The 20,352-nt window shown below is 41.0% G+C and carries 11 protein-coding genes, 1 tRNA gene, 6 rRNA genes and 1 other RNA gene; all 19 read left to right on the top strand.

The window, feature by feature from the left end; genetic code table 11:
• Positions 1-3: 3 nt before the first annotated feature.
• The 19 genes from treR (at position 4) to yabA (ending at position 20,306) form a co-directional block, all read left to right on the top strand.
• Positions 4-732 carry a trehalose operon repressor gene (gene treR / locus BJG89_RS12950; RefSeq protein WP_096810979.1) on the top strand — a complete coding sequence of 243 codons (729 nt, stop codon included), beginning with the start codon at positions 4-6 and terminating at the stop codon, positions 730-732.
• A gap of 98 nt (positions 733-830) precedes the next feature.
• Positions 831-1,099, top strand: an RNA gene (ffs, locus tag BJG89_RS12945) — signal recognition particle sRNA large type.
• Positions 1,100-1,283: 184 nt separating this feature from the next.
• Positions 1,284-1,814 carry a GNAT family N-acetyltransferase gene (locus tag BJG89_RS12940; RefSeq protein WP_096810978.1) on the top strand — a complete coding sequence of 177 codons (531 nt, stop codon included), beginning with the start codon at positions 1,284-1,286 and terminating at the stop codon, positions 1,812-1,814.
• Between the two features lie 59 nt (positions 1,815-1,873).
• Positions 1,874-3,583, top strand: a complete 1,710-nt coding sequence (gene dnaX / locus BJG89_RS12935; protein ID WP_096810977.1) for a DNA polymerase III subunit gamma/tau — start codon at positions 1,874-1,876, stop codon at positions 3,581-3,583.
• Between the two features lie 87 nt (positions 3,584-3,670).
• Positions 3,671-3,988, top strand: a complete 318-nt coding sequence (locus tag BJG89_RS12930; protein WP_002484224.1) for a YbaB/EbfC family nucleoid-associated protein — start codon at positions 3,671-3,673, stop codon at positions 3,986-3,988.
• Between the two features lie 4 nt (positions 3,989-3,992).
• The gene (recR, locus tag BJG89_RS12925; RefSeq protein ID WP_096810976.1) at positions 3,993-4,589 is read left to right on the top strand and encodes a recombination mediator RecR; all 597 of its coding nucleotides are present in this window, start codon (positions 3,993-3,995) and stop codon (positions 4,587-4,589) included.
• A gap of 545 nt (positions 4,590-5,134) precedes the next feature.
• Positions 5,135-6,687: ribosomal RNA gene (locus BJG89_RS12920) — 16S ribosomal RNA — on the top strand.
• A 283-nt stretch (positions 6,688-6,970) separates the two neighbouring features.
• Positions 6,971-9,891 (top strand): 23S ribosomal RNA (locus tag BJG89_RS12915).
• Between the two features lie 78 nt (positions 9,892-9,969).
• Positions 9,970-10,084: ribosomal RNA gene (gene rrf, locus BJG89_RS12910) — 5S ribosomal RNA — on the top strand.
• A 257-nt stretch (positions 10,085-10,341) separates the two neighbouring features.
• Positions 10,342-11,894, top strand: a 16S ribosomal RNA gene (locus tag BJG89_RS12905).
• A gap of 104 nt (positions 11,895-11,998) precedes the next feature.
• A tRNA-Ile gene (locus BJG89_RS12900) sits at positions 11,999-12,072 on the top strand.
• Between the two features lie 187 nt (positions 12,073-12,259).
• Positions 12,260-15,180 (top strand): 23S ribosomal RNA (locus BJG89_RS12895).
• 78 nt (positions 15,181-15,258) lie between these two features.
• Positions 15,259-15,373: ribosomal RNA gene (rrf, locus tag BJG89_RS12890) — 5S ribosomal RNA — on the top strand.
• The 16S, 23S and 5S rRNA genes sit together here with 1 tRNA gene alongside, the layout of an rRNA operon.
• A gap of 400 nt (positions 15,374-15,773) precedes the next feature.
• Positions 15,774-17,117 carry an Orn/Lys/Arg family decarboxylase gene (locus tag BJG89_RS12885; RefSeq protein WP_096810975.1) on the top strand — a complete coding sequence of 448 codons (1,344 nt, stop codon included), beginning with the start codon at positions 15,774-15,776 and terminating at the stop codon, positions 17,115-17,117.
• 1 nt (position 17,118) lies between these two features.
• The gene (tmk, locus tag BJG89_RS12880) at positions 17,119-17,736 is read left to right on the top strand and encodes a dTMP kinase (RefSeq protein ID WP_096810974.1); all 618 of its coding nucleotides are present in this window, start codon (positions 17,119-17,121) and stop codon (positions 17,734-17,736) included.
• Between the two features lie 26 nt (positions 17,737-17,762).
• Positions 17,763-18,092 carry a cyclic-di-AMP receptor gene (locus BJG89_RS12875; RefSeq protein ID WP_046206571.1) on the top strand — a complete coding sequence of 110 codons (330 nt, stop codon included), beginning with the start codon at positions 17,763-17,765 and terminating at the stop codon, positions 18,090-18,092.
• Positions 18,093-18,216: 124 nt separating this feature from the next.
• Positions 18,217-19,143, top strand: a complete 927-nt coding sequence (locus BJG89_RS12870; RefSeq protein WP_096810973.1) for a DNA polymerase III subunit delta' C-terminal domain-containing protein — start codon at positions 18,217-18,219, stop codon at positions 19,141-19,143.
• Positions 19,144-19,145: 2 nt separating this feature from the next.
• Positions 19,146-19,949 carry a PSP1 domain-containing protein gene (locus tag BJG89_RS12865; RefSeq protein WP_096810972.1) on the top strand — a complete coding sequence of 268 codons (804 nt, stop codon included), beginning with the start codon at positions 19,146-19,148 and terminating at the stop codon, positions 19,947-19,949.
• 15 nt (positions 19,950-19,964) lie between these two features.
• On the top strand, positions 19,965-20,306 hold the full coding sequence (gene yabA, locus BJG89_RS12860) for a DNA replication initiation control protein YabA (protein ID WP_096810971.1): 342 nt from the start codon (positions 19,965-19,967) through the stop codon (positions 20,304-20,306).
• Positions 20,307-20,352 lie beyond the last annotated feature (46 nt).

Here is a 20,352-nt window from a genome sequence, read left to right as displayed (position 1 = left end):
CACATGACAAAGAAAAAATTTATTTCGATATATGAAAATTTACGCGCTGACATCATAGAATCAAAATTGCCATATGGTGCTCAATTGCCCTCTGAAAATGAATTGGTAATAGATTATAGTGCCTCTCGTGAAACAGTTCGCAAAGCATTGAATTTACTCGTTAGAGACGGTATGATTCAGAAAATAAGAGGCAAAGGTTCTGTTGTTATTTATCAAGGTGTCACAGAGTTTCCGTTTGCTAATCTAACAAGTTTTAGAGAAGTGCAACGTGGGTTAGGGCTAAGCCACGAGACAGATGTTCGGTTACTGGAAAGTGTATCTGCTAGTGATTTTCCAGAGGTAAAAAAAGCATTGAATCTTCGCTCGAGTACAAAATTATGGCATATTATCCGGACAAGAAAACTTGATAACCGTGTGAAAATTATCGATGAAGATTATTTAGTGAAAGACATTGTGCCTGATATCACTTTAGATATCGCTAAAGATTCGCTATATCACTATATAGAGCAAATACTGAAATTAGAAATTAGCTACTCAAATAAATCGATTACTTTTGAATCATTTGGAAATTTAGAATACGAAGTATTTGGAGATGTAACACCCCCGTATACCGCCACAGTGAGAGGTATTGTGCATTTAAAGGATACATCGAAATTCCAATATAATATTTCTAAACATTTAGCAACTGAATTTAAGTTCAATGATTTTTCTAGACGTCATAAAATTTTATGATCAATGGTAAGGCTATGATATACATTAATAAAATAAGTTAAAATTAATGGATGGTATGACTTGCAATCAGCCGACACATTATAGTATGATATATCTTGCCGTGCTAGGTGGGGAGGTAGCGGTTCCCTGTACTCGAAATCCGCTTTACGCGAGACTGAATTCCTTCGCTAAGGCTACGTTTTTGTGAAGTCTGCCCAAAGCACGTAGTGTTTGAAGATTTCGGTCCTATGCAATATGAACCCATGAATCATGTCAGGTCCTGACGGAAGCAGCATTAAGTGGATTATCGTATGTGCCGTAGGGTTGCCGAGATTTAGCTGTCGACTTTGGTAACGTTTATGATACGTAGTCGAAGCGAAGGTGCCGGTTTTAAATTTTAAATTAATTCAATTAACTAATAAATAAGGAGTGACTTATCTTTTGATAGCAGTCACTCTTTTTTTATATTAAAATAATAATAATCCTTTGATGTGTATAATTGGAATTAGCTGAAACCTAATTTGAAAGTGTGCTGTCGAAGATTAAATTCAGTAATTTACGGGGTAGTGCTCATGCAAATTTATTTAAGTACTTTAACTGAAAATGATTATGATACAAGTTTAGACGAAATAAAAACTGCTTTTAGAAATGTCGCAGCCTCCAACCACGATGAGCAAGATTTAGTTCTGAAAATCAGGGAGTCAGCTGAATATAATTATGAATTGGAAGTTGTCGCGAAAACAGACGACGGTGATGTAATTGGCCATGTAATGCTCTCAGAAATAAAAATCATAAATGATGAAACGCGTTATACAGCTTTAGCTTTAGCGCCTTTAACTGTATTGCCAGAATACCAAAACAAGGGAATCGGTAAAGCGCTTGTGCAAGCTGTAGAAGAACGTGCTAAGGCACAAGAATATACTACTATTATTGTACTGGGGGATCCTAATTATTATGGGAAACTAGGTTATGAAGAAGCAAGTAAATACGATATTGCTAGCCCGTTTGGCGTGCCTTCAGAGCATTTTATGGTTAAATTCCTATGGGATCAACTTGTAGAACGGCCTAATGGCGATGTAGTTTACCCAGAATCATTTAATTAATATTCAAAGTGTAAAACACAATGATATAATAGTTATTGAATGCTATTGGAGGTGCGAAAGTGAATTATCAAGCTTTATATAGAATGTTTCGGCCGCAAAGCTTTGAAGATGTAGTAGGTCAGGAACATGTAACTAAGACATTGCGTAATGCAATTTCAAAAGGTAAACAATCACATGCGTACATTTTTAGTGGGCCAAGAGGTACAGGTAAAACAAGTATTGCAAAAGTGTTCGCTAAAGCGATTAATTGCCTTGAACATACGGATGGCGAACCTTGTAATGAATGTGCTATTTGTACGGGGATTACACGTGGAACGAATTCAGACGTGATTGAAATAGATGCCGCTAGTAACAATGGTGTTGATGAAATAAGAAATATTAGAGACAAGGTAAAATATGCACCTAGCGAATCGAAATTTAAAGTATATATTATTGATGAAGTTCATATGTTAACCACAGGGGCCTTCAACGCTTTACTTAAAACATTGGAAGAACCACCAGCTCATGCAATATTTATACTTGCGACGACTGAACCACATAAAATACCTCCGACAATCATATCAAGAGCGCAAAGATTTGATTTTAAAGCAATTAGCCATGATGAAATTGTAGAACGATTAAAATTTGTAGCAGATTCCCAAACAATAGAATATGATGTATCAGCATTAGATTTTATTGCTAAAGCTTCTGAAGGCGGTATGCGGGATGCGCTAAGTATCATGGACCAAGCTATTGCTTTTGGTGATGAACACCTTACATTGCAAGATGCTTTGAATGTAACAGGAAGTGTGGATGCGAGCGCACTAAATGACTTACTTAAAGAGGTAGTTGAAGGAGATGTAAAAAGCGCCTTCTCAACCTATCATCAATTTATCTCACAAGGTAAAGAAGTAAACCGTCTTATTAATGACATGATTTATTTTGTGAGAGATACAATTATGAATAAGACATCTAACATAGAAACTGAACACGATGCGTTGATGCATTTTGATTTAGACACACTTTACAAAATGATTGATGTTATTAATGATACACTTGTTTCAATTAGATTTAGTGTGAATCAAAGTGTGCATTTTGAAGTCCTATTAGTGAAATTAGCTGAGATGATTAAAGATAAATCGGAAAATGTTCAAACTATTGCTACTACAAGTGTGGCTAGTGAACCTAATAACGAAGTATTATTACAACGTATGGAACAACTAGAAAATGAGCTGAAAACATTAAAAAACCAAGGTGTATCAGTTAATAATGTTAAATCGCAATCTAAAAGAACAGCTAGCAAAGGGACTCAATCGAAGAATGCTTTTTCAATGCAACAAATTGCGAAAGTGCTAGATAAAGCAAATAAAGAAGATATCAAACAACTAAAAGATCATTGGCAAGAAGTTATAGATCATGCTAAAAGTAATGATATGAAGTCATTAGTTAGCTTACTTCAAAGTTCAGAACCAGTAGCAGCAAGTGAAACACATGTGTTGATTAAATTCGAGGAAGAAATACATTGTGAAATTGTAAATAAAGATGATGAAAAGCGTGAGAATATAGAAAATGTTGTTTGTAATATCATTGAGAAAACAGTGAAAGTCGTCGGTGTGCCTGCTGACCAATGGATGAGAGTGAGAACGGAATACCTTCAGAATCGTAAACAGGGTACGAGCGAAGAACATAATGCTTCAACCACAACCCAGTCAGATGAGGAAGCCGACGTAGTCCAAAAAGCTAAAGACCTATTCGGTGAAAACACAGTGAACGTCATAGATGAAGAGTAAGACATGACAATGAATTAAAAGGCATGTATAATGAAACAAAAGATTAATTACAATCAGAGAGATTGAAGTTTTAAGGAGGATAAACATATGCGCGGTGGCGGAAATATGCAACAAATGATGAAACAAATGCAAAAAATGCAAAAGAAAATGGGTGAAGAGCAAGAAAAGTTAAAAGAAGAGAAAGTACAAGGTACAGCAGGTGGCGGTATGGTGACTGTAACGGTATCTGGCCACAAAGAAGTGCTTGATGTAGAAATTAAAGAAGAAGCAGTTGATCCAGACGATATCGAAATGTTACAAGATTTAGTGATCGCTGCTACAAATGAAGCGATGAACAAAGCTGATGAACTTACACAAGAACGTTTAGGTAAGCATACACAAGGCTTAAATATTCCTGGTATGTGATAGTATGCATTATCCAGAACCAATATCCAAACTTATCGACAGTTTCATGAAACTGCCAGGCATTGGGCCCAAGACAGCTCAACGTCTGGCGTTTCATGTATTAGATATGAAAGAAGACGATGTCGTACAATTTGCTAAAGCCTTAGTGGATGTAAAACGAGAACTTACCTATTGTAATGAATGTGGCCACATAACAGAACAAGATCCATGTTATATCTGTCAAGATAAACAGCGCGATCGTTCCATTATTTGTGTAGTAGAAGATGATAAAGATGTTATCGCTATGGAAAAAATGCGTGAATATAAAGGTCTATATCATGTCTTACATGGTTCGATATCTCCAATGGATGGTATAGGACCAGAAGATATCAATATTCCAAGTTTGATCAATCGCTTGAAAAATGATGAAGTAAAAGAATTAATTTTAGCGATGAATCCTAACTTAGAAGGTGAATCAACTGCGATGTATATATCGAGATTAGTTAAACCGATAGGTATTACTGTAACTAGGTTAGCCCAAGGACTTTCTGTCGGTGGGGATTTAGAGTACGCTGATGAAGTAACATTATCTAAAGCGATTATGGGCAGAACAGAGATGTAACAAAAATTAACTGTATATTTAGAGTAAAGTAAAACCGCTTTTTTAAAGTGGTTTTATTTTTTTAAAAAGAAAATTAAAAAAACGTAAAAAAGAGTAAAGTTTGGTTTATAGAATTTAAAACTGATTGTTTTAATAAATGAAACGACAAAAAGTATATTATAACGAACGATATATATCATTTGCTATTGAAAGTATGTTTATTTTTGTGAACTTCCTTGTGACTGGGAGGGAAAGTGTAAATTTTACTGTTGTTTAAAGTGCATTAAGCGTGTATAGTATTTACTTGTCGGACGAAACAAAACGACAAACACAAAACAACAACTTAAAGACAAGTTGAAAATTAATTTTAAAAAGTGATTGACTTTCTAAGTTAAAATCTGTAGAATTAATTCTTGTGATTGAAACAAACGAAACAATGAACATTGAAAACTGAATTGCAATATGTCAACGTTAATTCCGAATTCAACATTAAATGTTGATTCAAAAACAACGTGTTATTGATAACACAAATTAGTATTTTATGAGCTAATCAAACATCATAATTTTTTATGGAGAGTTTGATCCTGGCTCAGGATGAACGCTGGCGGCGTGCCTAATACATGCAAGTCGAGCGAACAGATAAGGAGCTTGCTCCTTTGACGTTAGCGGCGGACGGGTGAGTAACACGTGGGTAACCTACCTATAAGACTGGAATAACTCCGGGAAACCGGGGCTAATGCTGGATAATATTTAGAACCGCATGGTTCTAAAGTGAAAGATGGTTTTGCTATCACTTATAGATGGACCCGCGCCGTATTAGCTAGTTGGTGGGGTAATGGCTTACCAAGGCAACGATACGTAGCCGACCTGAGAGGGTGATCGGCCACACTGGAACTGAGACACGGTCCAGACTCCTACGGGAGGCAGCAGTAGGGAATCTTCCGCAATGGGCGAAAGCCTGACGGAGCAACGCCGCGTGAGTGATGAAGGTCTTCGGATCGTAAAACTCTGTTATTAGGGAAGAACAAATGTGTAAGTAACTGTGCACGTCTTGACGGTACCTAATCAGAAAGCCACGGCTAACTACGTGCCAGCAGCCGCGGTAATACGTAGGTGGCAAGCGTTATCCGGAATTATTGGGCGTAAAGCGCGCGTAGGCGGTTTCTTAAGTCTGATGTGAAAGCCCACGGCTCAACCGTGGAGGGTCATTGGAAACTGGGAAACTTGAGTGCAGAAGAGGAAAGTGGAATTCCATGTGTAGCGGTGAAATGCGCAGAGATATGGAGGAACACCAGTGGCGAAGGCGACTTTCTGGTCTGTAACTGACGCTGATGTGCGAAAGCGTGGGGATCAAACAGGATTAGATACCCTGGTAGTCCACGCCGTAAACGATGAGTGCTAAGTGTTAGGGGGTTTCCGCCCCTTAGTGCTGCAGCTAACGCATTAAGCACTCCGCCTGGGGAGTACGACCGCAAGGTTGAAACTCAAAGGAATTGACGGGGACCCGCACAAGCGGTGGAGCATGTGGTTTAATTCGAAGCAACGCGAAGAACCTTACCAAATCTTGACATCCTTTGACAACTCTAGAGATAGAGTCTTCCCCTTCGGGGGACAAAGTGACAGGTGGTGCATGGTTGTCGTCAGCTCGTGTCGTGAGATGTTGGGTTAAGTCCCGCAACGAGCGCAACCCTTAAGCTTAGTTGCCAGCATTAAGTTGGGCACTCTAAGTTGACTGCCGGTGACAAACCGGAGGAAGGTGGGGATGACGTCAAATCATCATGCCCCTTATGATTTGGGCTACACACGTGCTACAATGGACAATACAAAGGGCAGCTAAACCGCGAGGTCATGCAAATCCCATAAAGTTGTTCTCAGTTCGGATTGTAGTCTGCAACTCGACTACATGAAGCTGGAATCGCTAGTAATCGTAGATCAGCATGCTACGGTGAATACGTTCCCGGGTCTTGTACACACCGCCCGTCACACCACGAGAGTCTGTAACACCCGAAGCCGGTGGAGTAACCATTTATGGAGCTAGCCGTCGAAGGTGGGACAAATGATTGGGGTGAAGTCGTAACAAGGTAGCCGTATCGGAAGGTGCGGCTGGATCACCTCCTTTCTAAGGATATATTCGGAACATCTTCTTTAGAAGATGAACAAGGAATAACATTGACATATTGTATTCAGTTTTGAATGCTCATTGGAGTATTCTTTTATTATTTGTACATTGAAAACTAGATAAGTAAGTAAAATTTATGATTTTACCAAGCAAAACCGAGTGAATAAGAGTTTTAAATAAGCTTGAATTCAAAAAGAAATAATCGCTAGTGTTCGAAAGAACACTCACAGATTAATAACATTTTGGGTTTTCAACCGACGGTTGTCGAGTTGGAAAGCAAATAGATTAAGTTATTAAGGGCGCACGGTGAATGCCTTGGCACTAGAAGCCGATGAAGGACGTTACTAACGACGATATGCTTTGGGGAGCTGTAAGTAAGCTGTGATCCAAAGATTTCCGAATGGGGGAACCCAATACGAGTTATGTCGTATTATCGATGCGTAAATACATAGCGTATCGAAGGTAGACGCGGAGAACTGAAACATCTTAGTACCCGCAGGAAGAGAAAGAAAATTCGATTCCCTGAGTAGCGGCGAGCGAAACGGGAATAGCCCAAACCAACGAGCTTGCTTGTTGGGGTTGTAGGACACTCTATACGGAGTTACAAAGGAATAGATTAGACGAATCATCTGGAAAGATGAATCAAAGAAGGTAATAATCCTGTAGTCGAAAATCTGTTCTCTCTTGAGTGGATCCTGAGTACGACGGAACACGAGAAATTCCGTCGGAATCCGGGAGGACCATCTCCCAAGGCTAAATACTCTCTAGTGACCGATAGTGAACCAGTACCGTGAGGGAAAGGTGAAAAGTACCCCGGAAGGGGAGTGAAATAGAACTTGAAACCGTGTGCTTACAAGTAGTCAGAGCCCGTTAATGGGTGATGGCGTGCCTTTTGTAGAATGAACCGGCGAGTTACGATTTGATGCAAGGTTAAGCAGTGAATGTGGAGCCGTAGCGAAAGCGAGTCTGAATAGGGCGTTGAGTATTTGGTCGTAGACCCGAAACCAGGTGATCTACCCTTGACCAGGTTGAAGTTCAGGTAACACTGAATGGAGGACCGAACCGACTTACGTTGAAAAGTGAGCGGATGAGTTGAGGGTAGCGGAGAAATTCCAATCGAACCTGGAGATAGCTGGTTCTCTCCGAAATAGCTTTAGGGCTAGCCTCAAGTGATGATTATTGGAGGTAGAGCACTGTTTGGACGAGGGGCCCTTCTCGGGTTACCGAATTCAGACAAACTCCGAATGCCAATCAATTTAACTTGGGAGTCAGAACGCGGGTGATAAGGTCCGTGCTCGAAAGGGAAACAGCCCAGACCACCAGCTAAGGTCCCAAAATATATGTTAAGTGGAAAAGGATGTGGCGTTGCCCAGACAACTAGTATGTTGGCTTAGAAGCAGCCATCATTTAAAGAGTGCGTAATAGCTCACTAGTCGAGTGACACTGCGCCGAAAATGTACCGGGGCTAAACATATTACCGAAGCTGTGGATTGTCCGTAGGACAATGGTAGGAGAGCGTTCTAAGGGCGTTGAAGCATGATCGCAAGGACATGTGGAGCGCTTAGAAGTGAGAATGCCGGTGTGAGTAGCGAAAGACGGGTGAGAATCCCGTCCACCGATTGACTAAGGTTTCCAGAGGAAGGCTCGTCCGCTCTGGGTTAGTCGGGTCCTAAGCTGAGGCCGATAGGCGTAGGCGATGGATAACAGGTTGATATTCCTGTACCACCATAATTCGTTTTAAGCGATGGGGGGACGCAGTAGGATAGGCGAAGCGTACGATTGGATTGTACGTCCAAGCAGTAAGACTGAGTGTTAGGCAAATCCGGCACTCTTAAGGTCAAGCTGTGATGGGGAGAGGAAATTGTTTCCTCGAGTCGTTGATTTCACACTGCCGAGAAAAGCCTCTAGCTAGATTTATGGTGCCCGTACCGCAAACCGACACAGGTAGTCAAGATGAGAATTCTAAGGTGAGCGAGCGAACTCTCGTTAAGGAACTCGGCAAAATGACCCCGTAACTTCGGGAGAAGGGGTGCTCTTTAGGGTTAACGCCCAGGAGAGCCGCAGTGAATAGGCCCAAGCGACTGTTTATCAAAAACACAGGTCTCTGCTAAACCGTAAGGTGATGTATAGGGGCTGACGCCTGCCCGGTGCTGGAAGGTTAAGAGGAGTGGTTAGCTTCTGCGAAGCTACGAATCGAAGCCCCAGTAAACGGCGGCCGTAACTATAACGGTCCTAAGGTAGCGAAATTCCTTGTCGGGTAAGTTCCGACCCGCACGAAAGGCGTAACGATTTGGGCACTGTCTCAACGAGAGACTCGGTGAAATCATAGTACCTGTGAAGATGCAGGTTACCCGCGACAGGACGGAAAGACCCCGTGGAGCTTTACTGTAGTCTGATATTGAAATTCGGTACAGCTTGTACAGGATAGGTAGGAGCCTTAGATATGTGAGCGCTAGCTTACGTGGAGGCGCTGGTGGGATACTACCCTCGCTGTATTGGATTTCTAACCCGCACCATTTATCATGGTGGGAGACAGTGTCAGATGGACAGTTTGACTGGGGCGGTCGCCTCCTAAAGAGTAACGGAGGCGCTCAAAGGTTTCCTCAGAATGGTTGGAAATCATTCATAGAGTGTAAAGGCACAAGGAAGCTTGACTGCGAGACTTACAAGTCGAGCAGGGTCGAAAGACGGACTTAGTGATCCGGTGGTTCCGCATGGAAGGGCCATCGCTCAACGGATAAAAGCTACCCCGGGGATAACAGGCTTATCTCCCCCAAGAGTTCACATCGACGGGGAGGTTTGGCACCTCGATGTCGGCTCATCGCATCCTGGGGCTGTAGTCGGTCCCAAGGGTTGGGCTGTTCGCCCATTAAAGCGGTACGCGAGCTGGGTTCAGAACGTCGTGAGACAGTTCGGTCCCTATCCGTCGTGGGCGTAGGAAATTTGAGAGGAGCTGTCCTTAGTACGAGAGGACCGGGATGGACATACCTCTGGTGTACCAGTTGTCGTGCCAACGGCATCGCTGGGTAGCTATGTATGGACGGGATAAGTGCTGAAAGCATCTAAGCATGAAGCCCCCCTCAAGATGAGATTTCCCAACTTCGGTTATAAGATCCCTCAAAGATGATGAGGTTAATAGGTTCGAGGTGGAAGCATAGCGATATGTGGAGCTGACGAATACTAATCGATCGAAGACTTAATCAAATTTAAATGTTTTGTTTGTAGAACTAAAATTTACTTACTATCTAGTTTTGAATGTATAATGATTTATACATCAACTTGTCTGGTGACTATAGCAAGGAGGTCACACCTGTTCCCATGCCGAACACAGAAGTTAAGCTCCTTAGCGCCGATGGTAGTCGGACTTACGTTCCGCAAGAGTAGGACGTTGCCAGGCAATTCCATTTTGACCTTTGGGTCGTTTTTTTATGGAATAAACATCATTAAAATTAATTTTAAAAAGTGATTGACTTTCTAAGTTAAAATCTGTAGAATTAATTCTTGTGATTGAAACAAACGAAACAATGAACATTGAAAACTGAATTGCAATATGTCAACGTTAATTCCGAATTCAACATTAAATGTTGATTCAAAAACAACGTGTTATTGATAACACAAATTAGTATTTTATGAGCTAATCAAACATCATAATTTTTTATGGAGAGTTTGATCCTGGCTCAGGATGAACGCTGGCGGCGTGCCTAATACATGCAAGTCGAGCGAACAGATAAGGAGCTTGCTCCTTTGACGTTAGCGGCGGACGGGTGAGTAACACGTGGGTAACCTACCTATAAGACTGGAATAACTCCGGGAAACCGGGGCTAATGCTGGATAATATTTAGAACCGCATGGTTCTAAAGTGAAAGATGGTTTTGCTATCACTTATAGATGGACCCGCGCCGTATTAGCTAGTTGGTGGGGTAATGGCTTACCAAGGCAACGATACGTAGCCGACCTGAGAGGGTGATCGGCCACACTGGAACTGAGACACGGTCCAGACTCCTACGGGAGGCAGCAGTAGGGAATCTTCCGCAATGGGCGAAAGCCTGACGGAGCAACGCCGCGTGAGTGATGAAGGTCTTCGGATCGTAAAACTCTGTTATTAGGGAAGAACAAATGTGTAAGTAACTGTGCACGTCTTGACGGTACCTAATCAGAAAGCCACGGCTAACTACGTGCCAGCAGCCGCGGTAATACGTAGGTGGCAAGCGTTATCCGGAATTATTGGGCGTAAAGCGCGCGTAGGCGGTTTCTTAAGTCTGATGTGAAAGCCCACGGCTCAACCGTGGAGGGTCATTGGAAACTGGGAAACTTGAGTGCAGAAGAGGAAAGTGGAATTCCATGTGTAGCGGTGAAATGCGCAGAGATATGGAGGAACACCAGTGGCGAAGGCGACTTTCTGGTCTGTAACTGACGCTGATGTGCGAAAGCGTGGGGATCAAACAGGATTAGATACCCTGGTAGTCCACGCCGTAAACGATGAGTGCTAAGTGTTAGGGGGTTTCCGCCCCTTAGTGCTGCAGCTAACGCATTAAGCACTCCGCCTGGGGAGTACGACCGCAAGGTTGAAACTCAAAGGAATTGACGGGGACCCGCACAAGCGGTGGAGCATGTGGTTTAATTCGAAGCAACGCGAAGAACCTTACCAAATCTTGACATCCTTTGACAACTCTAGAGATAGAGTCTTCCCCTTCGGGGGACAAAGTGACAGGTGGTGCATGGTTGTCGTCAGCTCGTGTCGTGAGATGTTGGGTTAAGTCCCGCAACGAGCGCAACCCTTAAGCTTAGTTGCCAGCATTAAGTTGGGCACTCTAAGTTGACTGCCGGTGACAAACCGGAGGAAGGTGGGGATGACGTCAAATCATCATGCCCCTTATGATTTGGGCTACACACGTGCTACAATGGACAATACAAAGGGCAGCTAAACCGCGAGGTCATGCAAATCCCATAAAGTTGTTCTCAGTTCGGATTGTAGTCTGCAACTCGACTACATGAAGCTGGAATCGCTAGTAATCGTAGATCAGCATGCTACGGTGAATACGTTCCCGGGTCTTGTACACACCGCCCGTCACACCACGAGAGTCTGTAACACCCGAAGCCGGTGGAGTAACCATTTATGGAGCTAGCCGTCGAAGGTGGGACAAATGATTGGGGTGAAGTCGTAACAAGGTAGCCGTATCGGAAGGTGCGGCTGGATCACCTCCTTTCTAAGGATATATTCGGAACATCTTCTTTAGAAGATGAACAAGGAATAACATTGACATATTGTATTCAGTTTTGAATGCTCATTGGAGTATTCAAAAATCGAAATGGGCCTATAGCTCAGCTGGTTAGAGCGCACGCCTGATAAGCGTGAGGTCGGTGGTTCGAGTCCACTTAGGCCCCATTATTTGTACATTGAAAACTAGATAAGTAAGTAAAATTTATGATTTTACCAAGCAAAACCGAGTGAATAAGAGTTTTAAATAAGCTTGAATTCAAAAAGAAATAATCGCTAGTGTTCGAAAGAACACTCACAGATTAATAACATTTTGGGTTTTCAACCGACGGTTGTCGAGTTGGAAAGCAAATAGATTAAGTTATTAAGGGCGCACGGTGAATGCCTTGGCACTAGAAGCCGATGAAGGACGTTACTAACGACGATATGCTTTGGGGAGCTGTAAGTAAGCTGTGATCCAAAGATTTCCGAATGGGGGAACCCAATACGAGTTATGTCGTATTATCGATGCGTAAATACATAGCGTATCGAAGGTAGACGCGGAGAACTGAAACATCTTAGTACCCGCAGGAAGAGAAAGAAAATTCGATTCCCTGAGTAGCGGCGAGCGAAACGGGAATAGCCCAAACCAACGAGCTTGCTTGTTGGGGTTGTAGGACACTCTATACGGAGTTACAAAGGAATAGATTAGACGAATCATCTGGAAAGATGAATCAAAGAAGGTAATAATCCTGTAGTCGAAAATCTGTTCTCTCTTGAGTGGATCCTGAGTACGACGGAACACGAGAAATTCCGTCGGAATCCGGGAGGACCATCTCCCAAGGCTAAATACTCTCTAGTGACCGATAGTGAACCAGTACCGTGAGGGAAAGGTGAAAAGTACCCCGGAAGGGGAGTGAAATAGAACTTGAAACCGTGTGCTTACAAGTAGTCAGAGCCCGTTAATGGGTGATGGCGTGCCTTTTGTAGAATGAACCGGCGAGTTACGATTTGATGCAAGGTTAAGCAGTGAATGTGGAGCCGTAGCGAAAGCGAGTCTGAATAGGGCGTTGAGTATTTGGTCGTAGACCCGAAACCAGGTGATCTACCCTTGACCAGGTTGAAGTTCAGGTAACACTGAATGGAGGACCGAACCGACTTACGTTGAAAAGTGAGCGGATGAGTTGAGGGTAGCGGAGAAATTCCAATCGAACCTGGAGATAGCTGGTTCTCTCCGAAATAGCTTTAGGGCTAGCCTCAAGTGATGATTATTGGAGGTAGAGCACTGTTTGGACGAGGGGCCCTTCTCGGGTTACCGAATTCAGACAAACTCCGAATGCCAATCAATTTAACTTGGGAGTCAGAACGCGGGTGATAAGGTCCGTGCTCGAAAGGGAAACAGCCCAGACCACCAGCTAAGGTCCCAAAATATATGTTAAGTGGAAAAGGATGTGGCGTTGCCCAGACAACTAGTATGTTGGCTTAGAAGCAGCCATCATTTAAAGAGTGCGTAATAGCTCACTAGTCGAGTGACACTGCGCCGAAAATGTACCGGGGCTAAACATATTACCGAAGCTGTGGATTGTCCGTAGGACAATGGTAGGAGAGCGTTCTAAGGGCGTTGAAGCATGATCGCAAGGACATGTGGAGCGCTTAGAAGTGAGAATGCCGGTGTGAGTAGCGAAAGACGGGTGAGAATCCCGTCCACCGATTGACTAAGGTTTCCAGAGGAAGGCTCGTCCGCTCTGGGTTAGTCGGGTCCTAAGCTGAGGCCGATAGGCGTAGGCGATGGATAACAGGTTGATATTCCTGTACCACCATAATTCGTTTTAAGCGATGGGGGGACGCAGTAGGATAGGCGAAGCGTACGATTGGATTGTACGTCCAAGCAGTAAGACTGAGTGTTAGGCAAATCCGGCACTCTTAAGGTCAAGCTGTGATGGGGAGAGGAAATTGTTTCCTCGAGTCGTTGATTTCACACTGCCGAGAAAAGCCTCTAGCTAGATTTATGGTGCCCGTACCGCAAACCGACACAGGTAGTCAAGATGAGAATTCTAAGGTGAGCGAGCGAACTCTCGTTAAGGAACTCGGCAAAATGACCCCGTAACTTCGGGAGAAGGGGTGCTCTTTAGGGTTAACGCCCAGGAGAGCCGCAGTGAATAGGCCCAAGCGACTGTTTATCAAAAACACAGGTCTCTGCTAAACCGTAAGGTGATGTATAGGGGCTGACGCCTGCCCGGTGCTGGAAGGTTAAGAGGAGTGGTTAGCTTCTGCGAAGCTACGAATCGAAGCCCCAGTAAACGGCGGCCGTAACTATAACGGTCCTAAGGTAGCGAAATTCCTTGTCGGGTAAGTTCCGACCCGCACGAAAGGCGTAACGATTTGGGCACTGTCTCAACGAGAGACTCGGTGAAATCATAGTACCTGTGAAGATGCAGGTTACCCGCGACAGGACGGAAAGACCCCGTGGAGCTTTACTGTAGTCTGATATTGAAATTCGGTACAGCTTGTACAGGATAGGTAGGAGCCTTAGATATGTGAGCGCTAGCTTACGTGGAGGCGCTGGTGGGATACTACCCTCGCTGTATTGGATTTCTAACCCGCACCATTTATCATGGTGGGAGACAGTGTCAGATGGACAGTTTGACTGGGGCGGTCGCCTCCTAAAGAGTAACGGAGGCGCTCAAAGGTTTCCTCAGAATGGTTGGAAATCATTCATAGAGTGTAAAGGCACAAGGAAGCTTGACTGCGAGACTTACAAGTCGAGCAGGGTCGAAAGACGGACTTAGTGATCCGGTGGTTCCGCATGGAAGGGCCATCGCTCAACGGATAAAAGCTACCCCGGGGATAACAGGCTTATCTCCCCCAAGAGTTCACATCGACGGGGAGGTTTGGCACCTCGATGTCGGCTCATCGCATCCTGGGGCTGTAGTCGGTCCCAAGGGTTGGGCTGTTCGCCCATTAAAGCGGTACGCGAGCTGGGTTCAGAACGTCGTGAGACAGTTCGGTCCCTATCCGTCGTGGGCGTAGGAAATTTGAGAGGAGCTGTCCTTAGTACGAGAGGACCGGGATGGACATACCTCTGGTGTACCAGTTGTCGTGCCAACGGCATCGCTGGGTAGCTATGTATGGACGGGATAAGTGCTGAAAGCATCTAAGCATGAAGCCCCCCTCAAGATGAGATTTCCCAACTTCGGTTATAAGATCCCTCAAAGATGATGAGGTTAATAGGTTCGAGGTGGAAGCATAGCGATATGTGGAGCTGACGAATACTAATCGATCGAAGACTTAATCAAATTTAAATGTTTTGTTTGTAGAACTAAAATTTACTTACTATCTAGTTTTGAATGTATAATGATTTATACATCAACTTGTCTGGTGACTATAGCAAGGAGGTCACACCTGTTCCCATGCCGAACACAGAAGTTAAGCTCCTTAGCGCCGATGGTAGTCGGACTTACGTTCCGCAAGAGTAGGACGTTGCCAGGCAAACATATAGGGTGCGATGAGCCGAGACCGAAAGGTCTCTTTTTTTTGCCAAAAGGACTTAACTACCAGTGTGAAGCACTGAAAAACAATTGTTATGAGAAAGCGTTTGAAGCTGACGAACTAAGCGAAAGACGAAACGAGCTTACAAGTGGTAAGTGAGTAAGGAAAGCGTGCAAGTGAGGAATACATGAGCCCTCAGCTCATACATAAACCCGACTAACTCAATAAATTGAGATTGGGAGTTTAAATGAAGCTGAGAAGTAATACTTCTGTGTTTCTCTTTTTTTAATATGAGTATGTTAAAATATAAAGTATTACAAAGTTAGCGATTTTGTATCAAATCCCTCTAAATTTAATAAATTAAATAGTGGAATATAGAAGTTGAAAAGTGAGGATAATTATGAATGGACCGTTAATGCGTAAATTTAATGAACTGTTAAACGCATATCCTATTTCATTACATGTACCTGGACATAAAAATATGACAATTGGTTATTTAGAACAATTAAATTTCAAAATGGATATGACAGAAATCACAGGCCTTGATGATTTACATCATCCCGAATCAGCTATAGCGGAAAGTATGGAAGGTATAAGTAAACATCCTGATTATGATGCTTATTATTTAGTTAATGGTACTACCTCTGGAATATTGTCTGTAATTCAAGCGTTTTCTAAAGAAATAGGCAAATATGCAATAGCACGAAACGCGCACAAATCTGTGTTTCATGGATTAGATTTAGTACAAGCACAAGCAAAACTATTAGAAATGGATATAAGCGATGCTACAAACCAATATTTAGGCCCTAAAAAATCATTCTTATACAATCAAATAAAAGACAGCAAATTGGCGATATTTACTTACCCAAATTATTATGGTGAATGTTTTGATATACACTATATAATGGACTGTTTAAAAGCACTTAATGTGCCTTCTTTAATAGATGAGGCACACGGCGCACATTTTGGTTTAGAGCATTTTCCAGTATCATCATTAACTTTAGGCGCAGATTATGTGGTTCAGTCATATCATAAAACATTACCAGCATTGACGATGAGTTCTGTGATATTCATTCATAAAAATGCGCCTTATCGAAATGAAGTGATTAAATATTTAACGTATTTTCAATCTTCTAGCCCGTCGTACTTATTGATGAACAGTTTAGAGCTTGCGCAAACATTTTATGATGATTATGATAGTAAACTCTTTTTTAAAAAAAGAAAACAACTGATCCAATTATTAAAGAGAAAAGGATTAGAAATTGTTGAGGCAGAAGATCCATTGAAATTGAGTATAAGGTATAAAGGCTATAAAGGTTACGCGTTACAGTCCTATTTCGAAGAACAAAATATTTACGTTGAACTTTCAGACGATTTTCAAGTATTAATAGTATTACCGCTTTGGCACGAAGATGATAGATATCCGTTTGCGGCCTTATTATCGCGTTTGGACAATATGTATATAGAAAAAAGGTTAAATGAAACGAACCATAGTGTCCCTTTTAGAACTGAAAGTGGTTTGTATCATGGCGGCGATATAGCTCATGTACGTGAAATAGATTTTAGAAACGCTGAAAATAAAATATTAGCTAATCACATTATTCCTTACCCTCCTGGTATTCCTTTAATGTTTAAAGGAGAAAAAATCACTGAAAATATGGTAAAATTAATGGATTATTGGTGTAGTCATCAACTAAGAGTTGAAGGAATAAAAAATTATAAAATAGAAATTAAGGATGAATAAGATGTCAGCTTTTATAACTTTTGAAGGCCCTGAAGGTTCGGGGAAAACAACTGTAATACAACAAGTTGCAGAAAAATTAAAAAATGAGTATAATATCATACTTACAAGAGAACCTGGTGGTGTTAAGACAGGAGAACAAATAAGAGAAGTACTACTTGAAGGTGATACGATGGATGATCGTACTGAGGCTTTATTGTTCGCAGCTTCTAGAAGAGAACATCTAGTGGGTAAAGTCATTCCAGCATTAAATACAGGTAAAGTCGTTTTGTGTGACCGTTATATTGATAGTTCATTAGCATACCAAGGCTATGCAAGGGGTATTGGTATAGAAGAAGTAAAATCAATCAATGAATTTGCAATCAACGGTTTGTATCCAGATATAACCATTTATCTAGATGTTAGCGTTGAAGTTGGTAGAGAGCGCATACTCAAAAATCAAAGAGATCAAAACCGGCTAGATCAAGAAGATGTAAAATTTCATGAAAAAGTAGTTGAAGGTTATAAAAAGATTATTCATAATGAGTCTGAACGCTTTATTGTAATAAATGCTAATCAAAGTATAGATAAAGTAGTCAATACAACCTATGAATCTATCACTAAATATTTAGAAAAATTATGATATAATATTTAAAAGAGGTGTTTAGTATGAAAATGATTATAGCAATCGTACAAGATCAGGATAGTCAGGAACTTTCGGACAAACTTGTTAAACATAATTTTAGAGCTACAAAACTTGCAACGACAGGTGGGTTTTTAAGAGCAGGTAATACAACGTTCTTATCTGGTGTAGAAGATAATCGTGTTGATGAAATGCTACAAGTTATTAATGATACTTGTGGTAATAGAGAACAACTCGTATCGCCGATCACCCCGATGGGTGGAAGTGCCGATTCTTATATACCGTATCCAGTCGAAGTGGAAGTTGGAGGAGCAACGGTATTTGTAATGCCTGTTGAAGCGTTCCATCAATTCTAAAACATGGTTGCTATATATGGTAACTTTCTGAATTACATTGTACTAATTGGTTAGTACCTCCTAAATGTAATTTGTAAGGTCACTATGTATAAGCAGCCTTTTTATATAAAGGAGCAACATTATAATGGATGAACAAGAAAGGCTGACAAGAGCATATCAATCGAACAAACTATCGCATGCATATTTATTTGAGGGCGACGATGGACAGGCAATGCAACAAGTCGCTATTGATTTTTCTAAATTGATTTTATGTAATCAAGAAGATCAATGTCAGTTGAAAGTAGAAACATTTAACCATCCAGATTTTATGTATGTATCTTCTGAAGAAACAACAATTAAAAAAGACCAAATAGAGCAATTAGTACATCATATGAATCAACTGCCTATTGAAGGGGATTACAAAGTATACATTATCGAGTCTTTTGAAAAGTTAACTATTCAAGGTGAGAATAGTATATTAAAATTTTTAGAAGAACCTCCAGATAATACAGTTGCCATTTTATTAACTACGAAACCAGAGCAAATTTTGGATACTATTCACTCAAGATGCCAGCACGTTTATTTTAAGCCGATTAATAAATTGAATTTTATTGACCGGTTAGTGGAGCTTGATATCACACGTCCTGTTGCAGAATTGTTAAGTACATACACAACGCAAATAGAGACTGCAGTTGCGTTAAATGATGAAACAGATTTAATGGCATTACGAAAAAGCATTATAAAATGGTGTCAGCTATTGTTGAAAAATCGTTCTATGGCATTAATAGCTATTATTGATTTATTAAAACATGCCAAAAATAAGCGATTACAATTATTATCATTAGCTGCGGTTAATAGTTTCTTTGAAGATATTATGCATGCTAAAGTAGGAATTGAAGATGAAATGATATTTCAAGATTTGCAGGGAGAAATTAAACAATATTCACAAAACTTAACATATAATCAGATAATTTTGATGTTTGACCAAATAACTGAAGCACATAAAAAATTACATCAAAATGTAAATCCGACATTAGTATTTGAACAAATTGTAATAAAAGGGGTGAAATAATTATGAAAAACGTTGTAGGCATACATTTTCAGAATTCAGGTAAAATGGAGTACTATGCTCCAAAAAATTTCAACTTGAGTGTGGGAGATTGGGTCGTAGTTGAATCAAAAAGAGGATTGGAAATGGGCTACGTTAAATATGAGCCATTAAACGTAGCGGATGAAGACGTAGCATTGCCATTAAAGCAGATTGTGCGCATTGCTACGGATGAAGATATGATACAATATGAACAAAATACGTATGATGCAAAGCAAGCTTTCAACCTTTGTAAAGAAACGATTCAACAACAAAACTTAGAGATGCGTTTAGTCAATTGTGAATTTACTTTGGATAAATCAAAAGTTATTTTTAACTTTACTTCAGACGAACGTGTAGATTTTAGAAAACTAGTAAAAGTACTCGCACAAAGATTGAAAACAAGAATTGAGTTAAGACAAATTGGTGTCAGAGACGAAGCGAAATTATTAGGTGGCATCGGCCCGTGTGGTCGTTCTTTATGTTGTTCAACTTTTCTAGGCGATTTTGAGCCAGTTTCAATAAAAATGGCTAAAGACCAAAACTTATCTTTAAATCCTTCAAAAATATCGGGGGCATGTGGTCGTTTGATGTGTTGTTTGAAATATGAAAACGATTATTATGAGGAAGCACGTGCGCAATTACCAGATGTTGGTGATGAAATTAAAACACCAGAAGGTAATGGCAGAGTCGTAGGTCTAAATATTTTAGATATATCTATGCAAGTTAAGATAGAAGGTCTTGAGCAACCATTAGAATATAAAATGGAAGAATTAGAAACATTAAATTAGGAGGCCGTTACAACATTGAATCGAAGCGACATATTTGAAAAACTAGCTCATTTGGAGGAAAACATTAATCAGATTAATCATGACATGGTTAATTTGAAAAATCTTACAGTAGAATTAATTGAAGAAAATGTCGCCTTACAAATAGAAAATGAGAATTTAAAAACTTTAATAGATAAAGAAGAAAAAACTAAAAAAATTGAAACTGATAAAAAGAATCAACCTAAGCGCCCATTGCGCAGTAAAGATAACTTGGCAATGCTTTACAAAGAAGGATTTCATATTTGTAACGGAGAGTTGTTCGGCAAGCATAGAAAAGGTGACGACTGTTTATTCTGTTTAGAAGTATTAAGCGAATAGTTAAAATATAGCTTATAAAACGATAGAGAAATGAAATTGAGGATGA

Origin of the sequence: Staphylococcus nepalensis, assembly GCF_002442935.1 — a bacterium.
Classification (GTDB): Bacteria; Bacillota; Bacilli; order Staphylococcales; family Staphylococcaceae; genus Staphylococcus; species Staphylococcus nepalensis.
The sequence above is the reverse complement of the archived record's forward strand: the minus strand, read 5'-3'. Positions and strand labels throughout refer to the sequence as shown.

Coding starts and splice junctions, on each gene's coding strand:
- treR (WP_096810979.1), top strand. CDS start 4: ATGACAAAGAAAAAATTTATTTCGATATATGAAAATTTACGCGCTGAC.
- BJG89_RS12940 (WP_096810978.1), top strand. CDS start 1,284: ATGCAAATTTATTTAAGTACTTTAACTGAAAATGATTATGATACAAGT.
- BJG89_RS12930 (WP_002484224.1), top strand. CDS start 3,671: ATGCGCGGTGGCGGAAATATGCAACAAATGATGAAACAAATGCAAAAA.
- recR (WP_096810976.1), top strand. CDS start 3,993: ATGCATTATCCAGAACCAATATCCAAACTTATCGACAGTTTCATGAAA.
- BJG89_RS12885 (WP_096810975.1), top strand. CDS start 15,774: ATGAATGGACCGTTAATGCGTAAATTTAATGAACTGTTAAACGCATAT.
- tmk (WP_096810974.1), top strand. CDS start 17,119: ATGTCAGCTTTTATAACTTTTGAAGGCCCTGAAGGTTCGGGGAAAACA.
- BJG89_RS12875 (WP_046206571.1), top strand. CDS start 17,763: ATGAAAATGATTATAGCAATCGTACAAGATCAGGATAGTCAGGAACTT.
- BJG89_RS12870 (WP_096810973.1), top strand. CDS start 18,217: ATGGATGAACAAGAAAGGCTGACAAGAGCATATCAATCGAACAAACTA.
- BJG89_RS12865 (WP_096810972.1), top strand. CDS start 19,146: ATGAAAAACGTTGTAGGCATACATTTTCAGAATTCAGGTAAAATGGAG.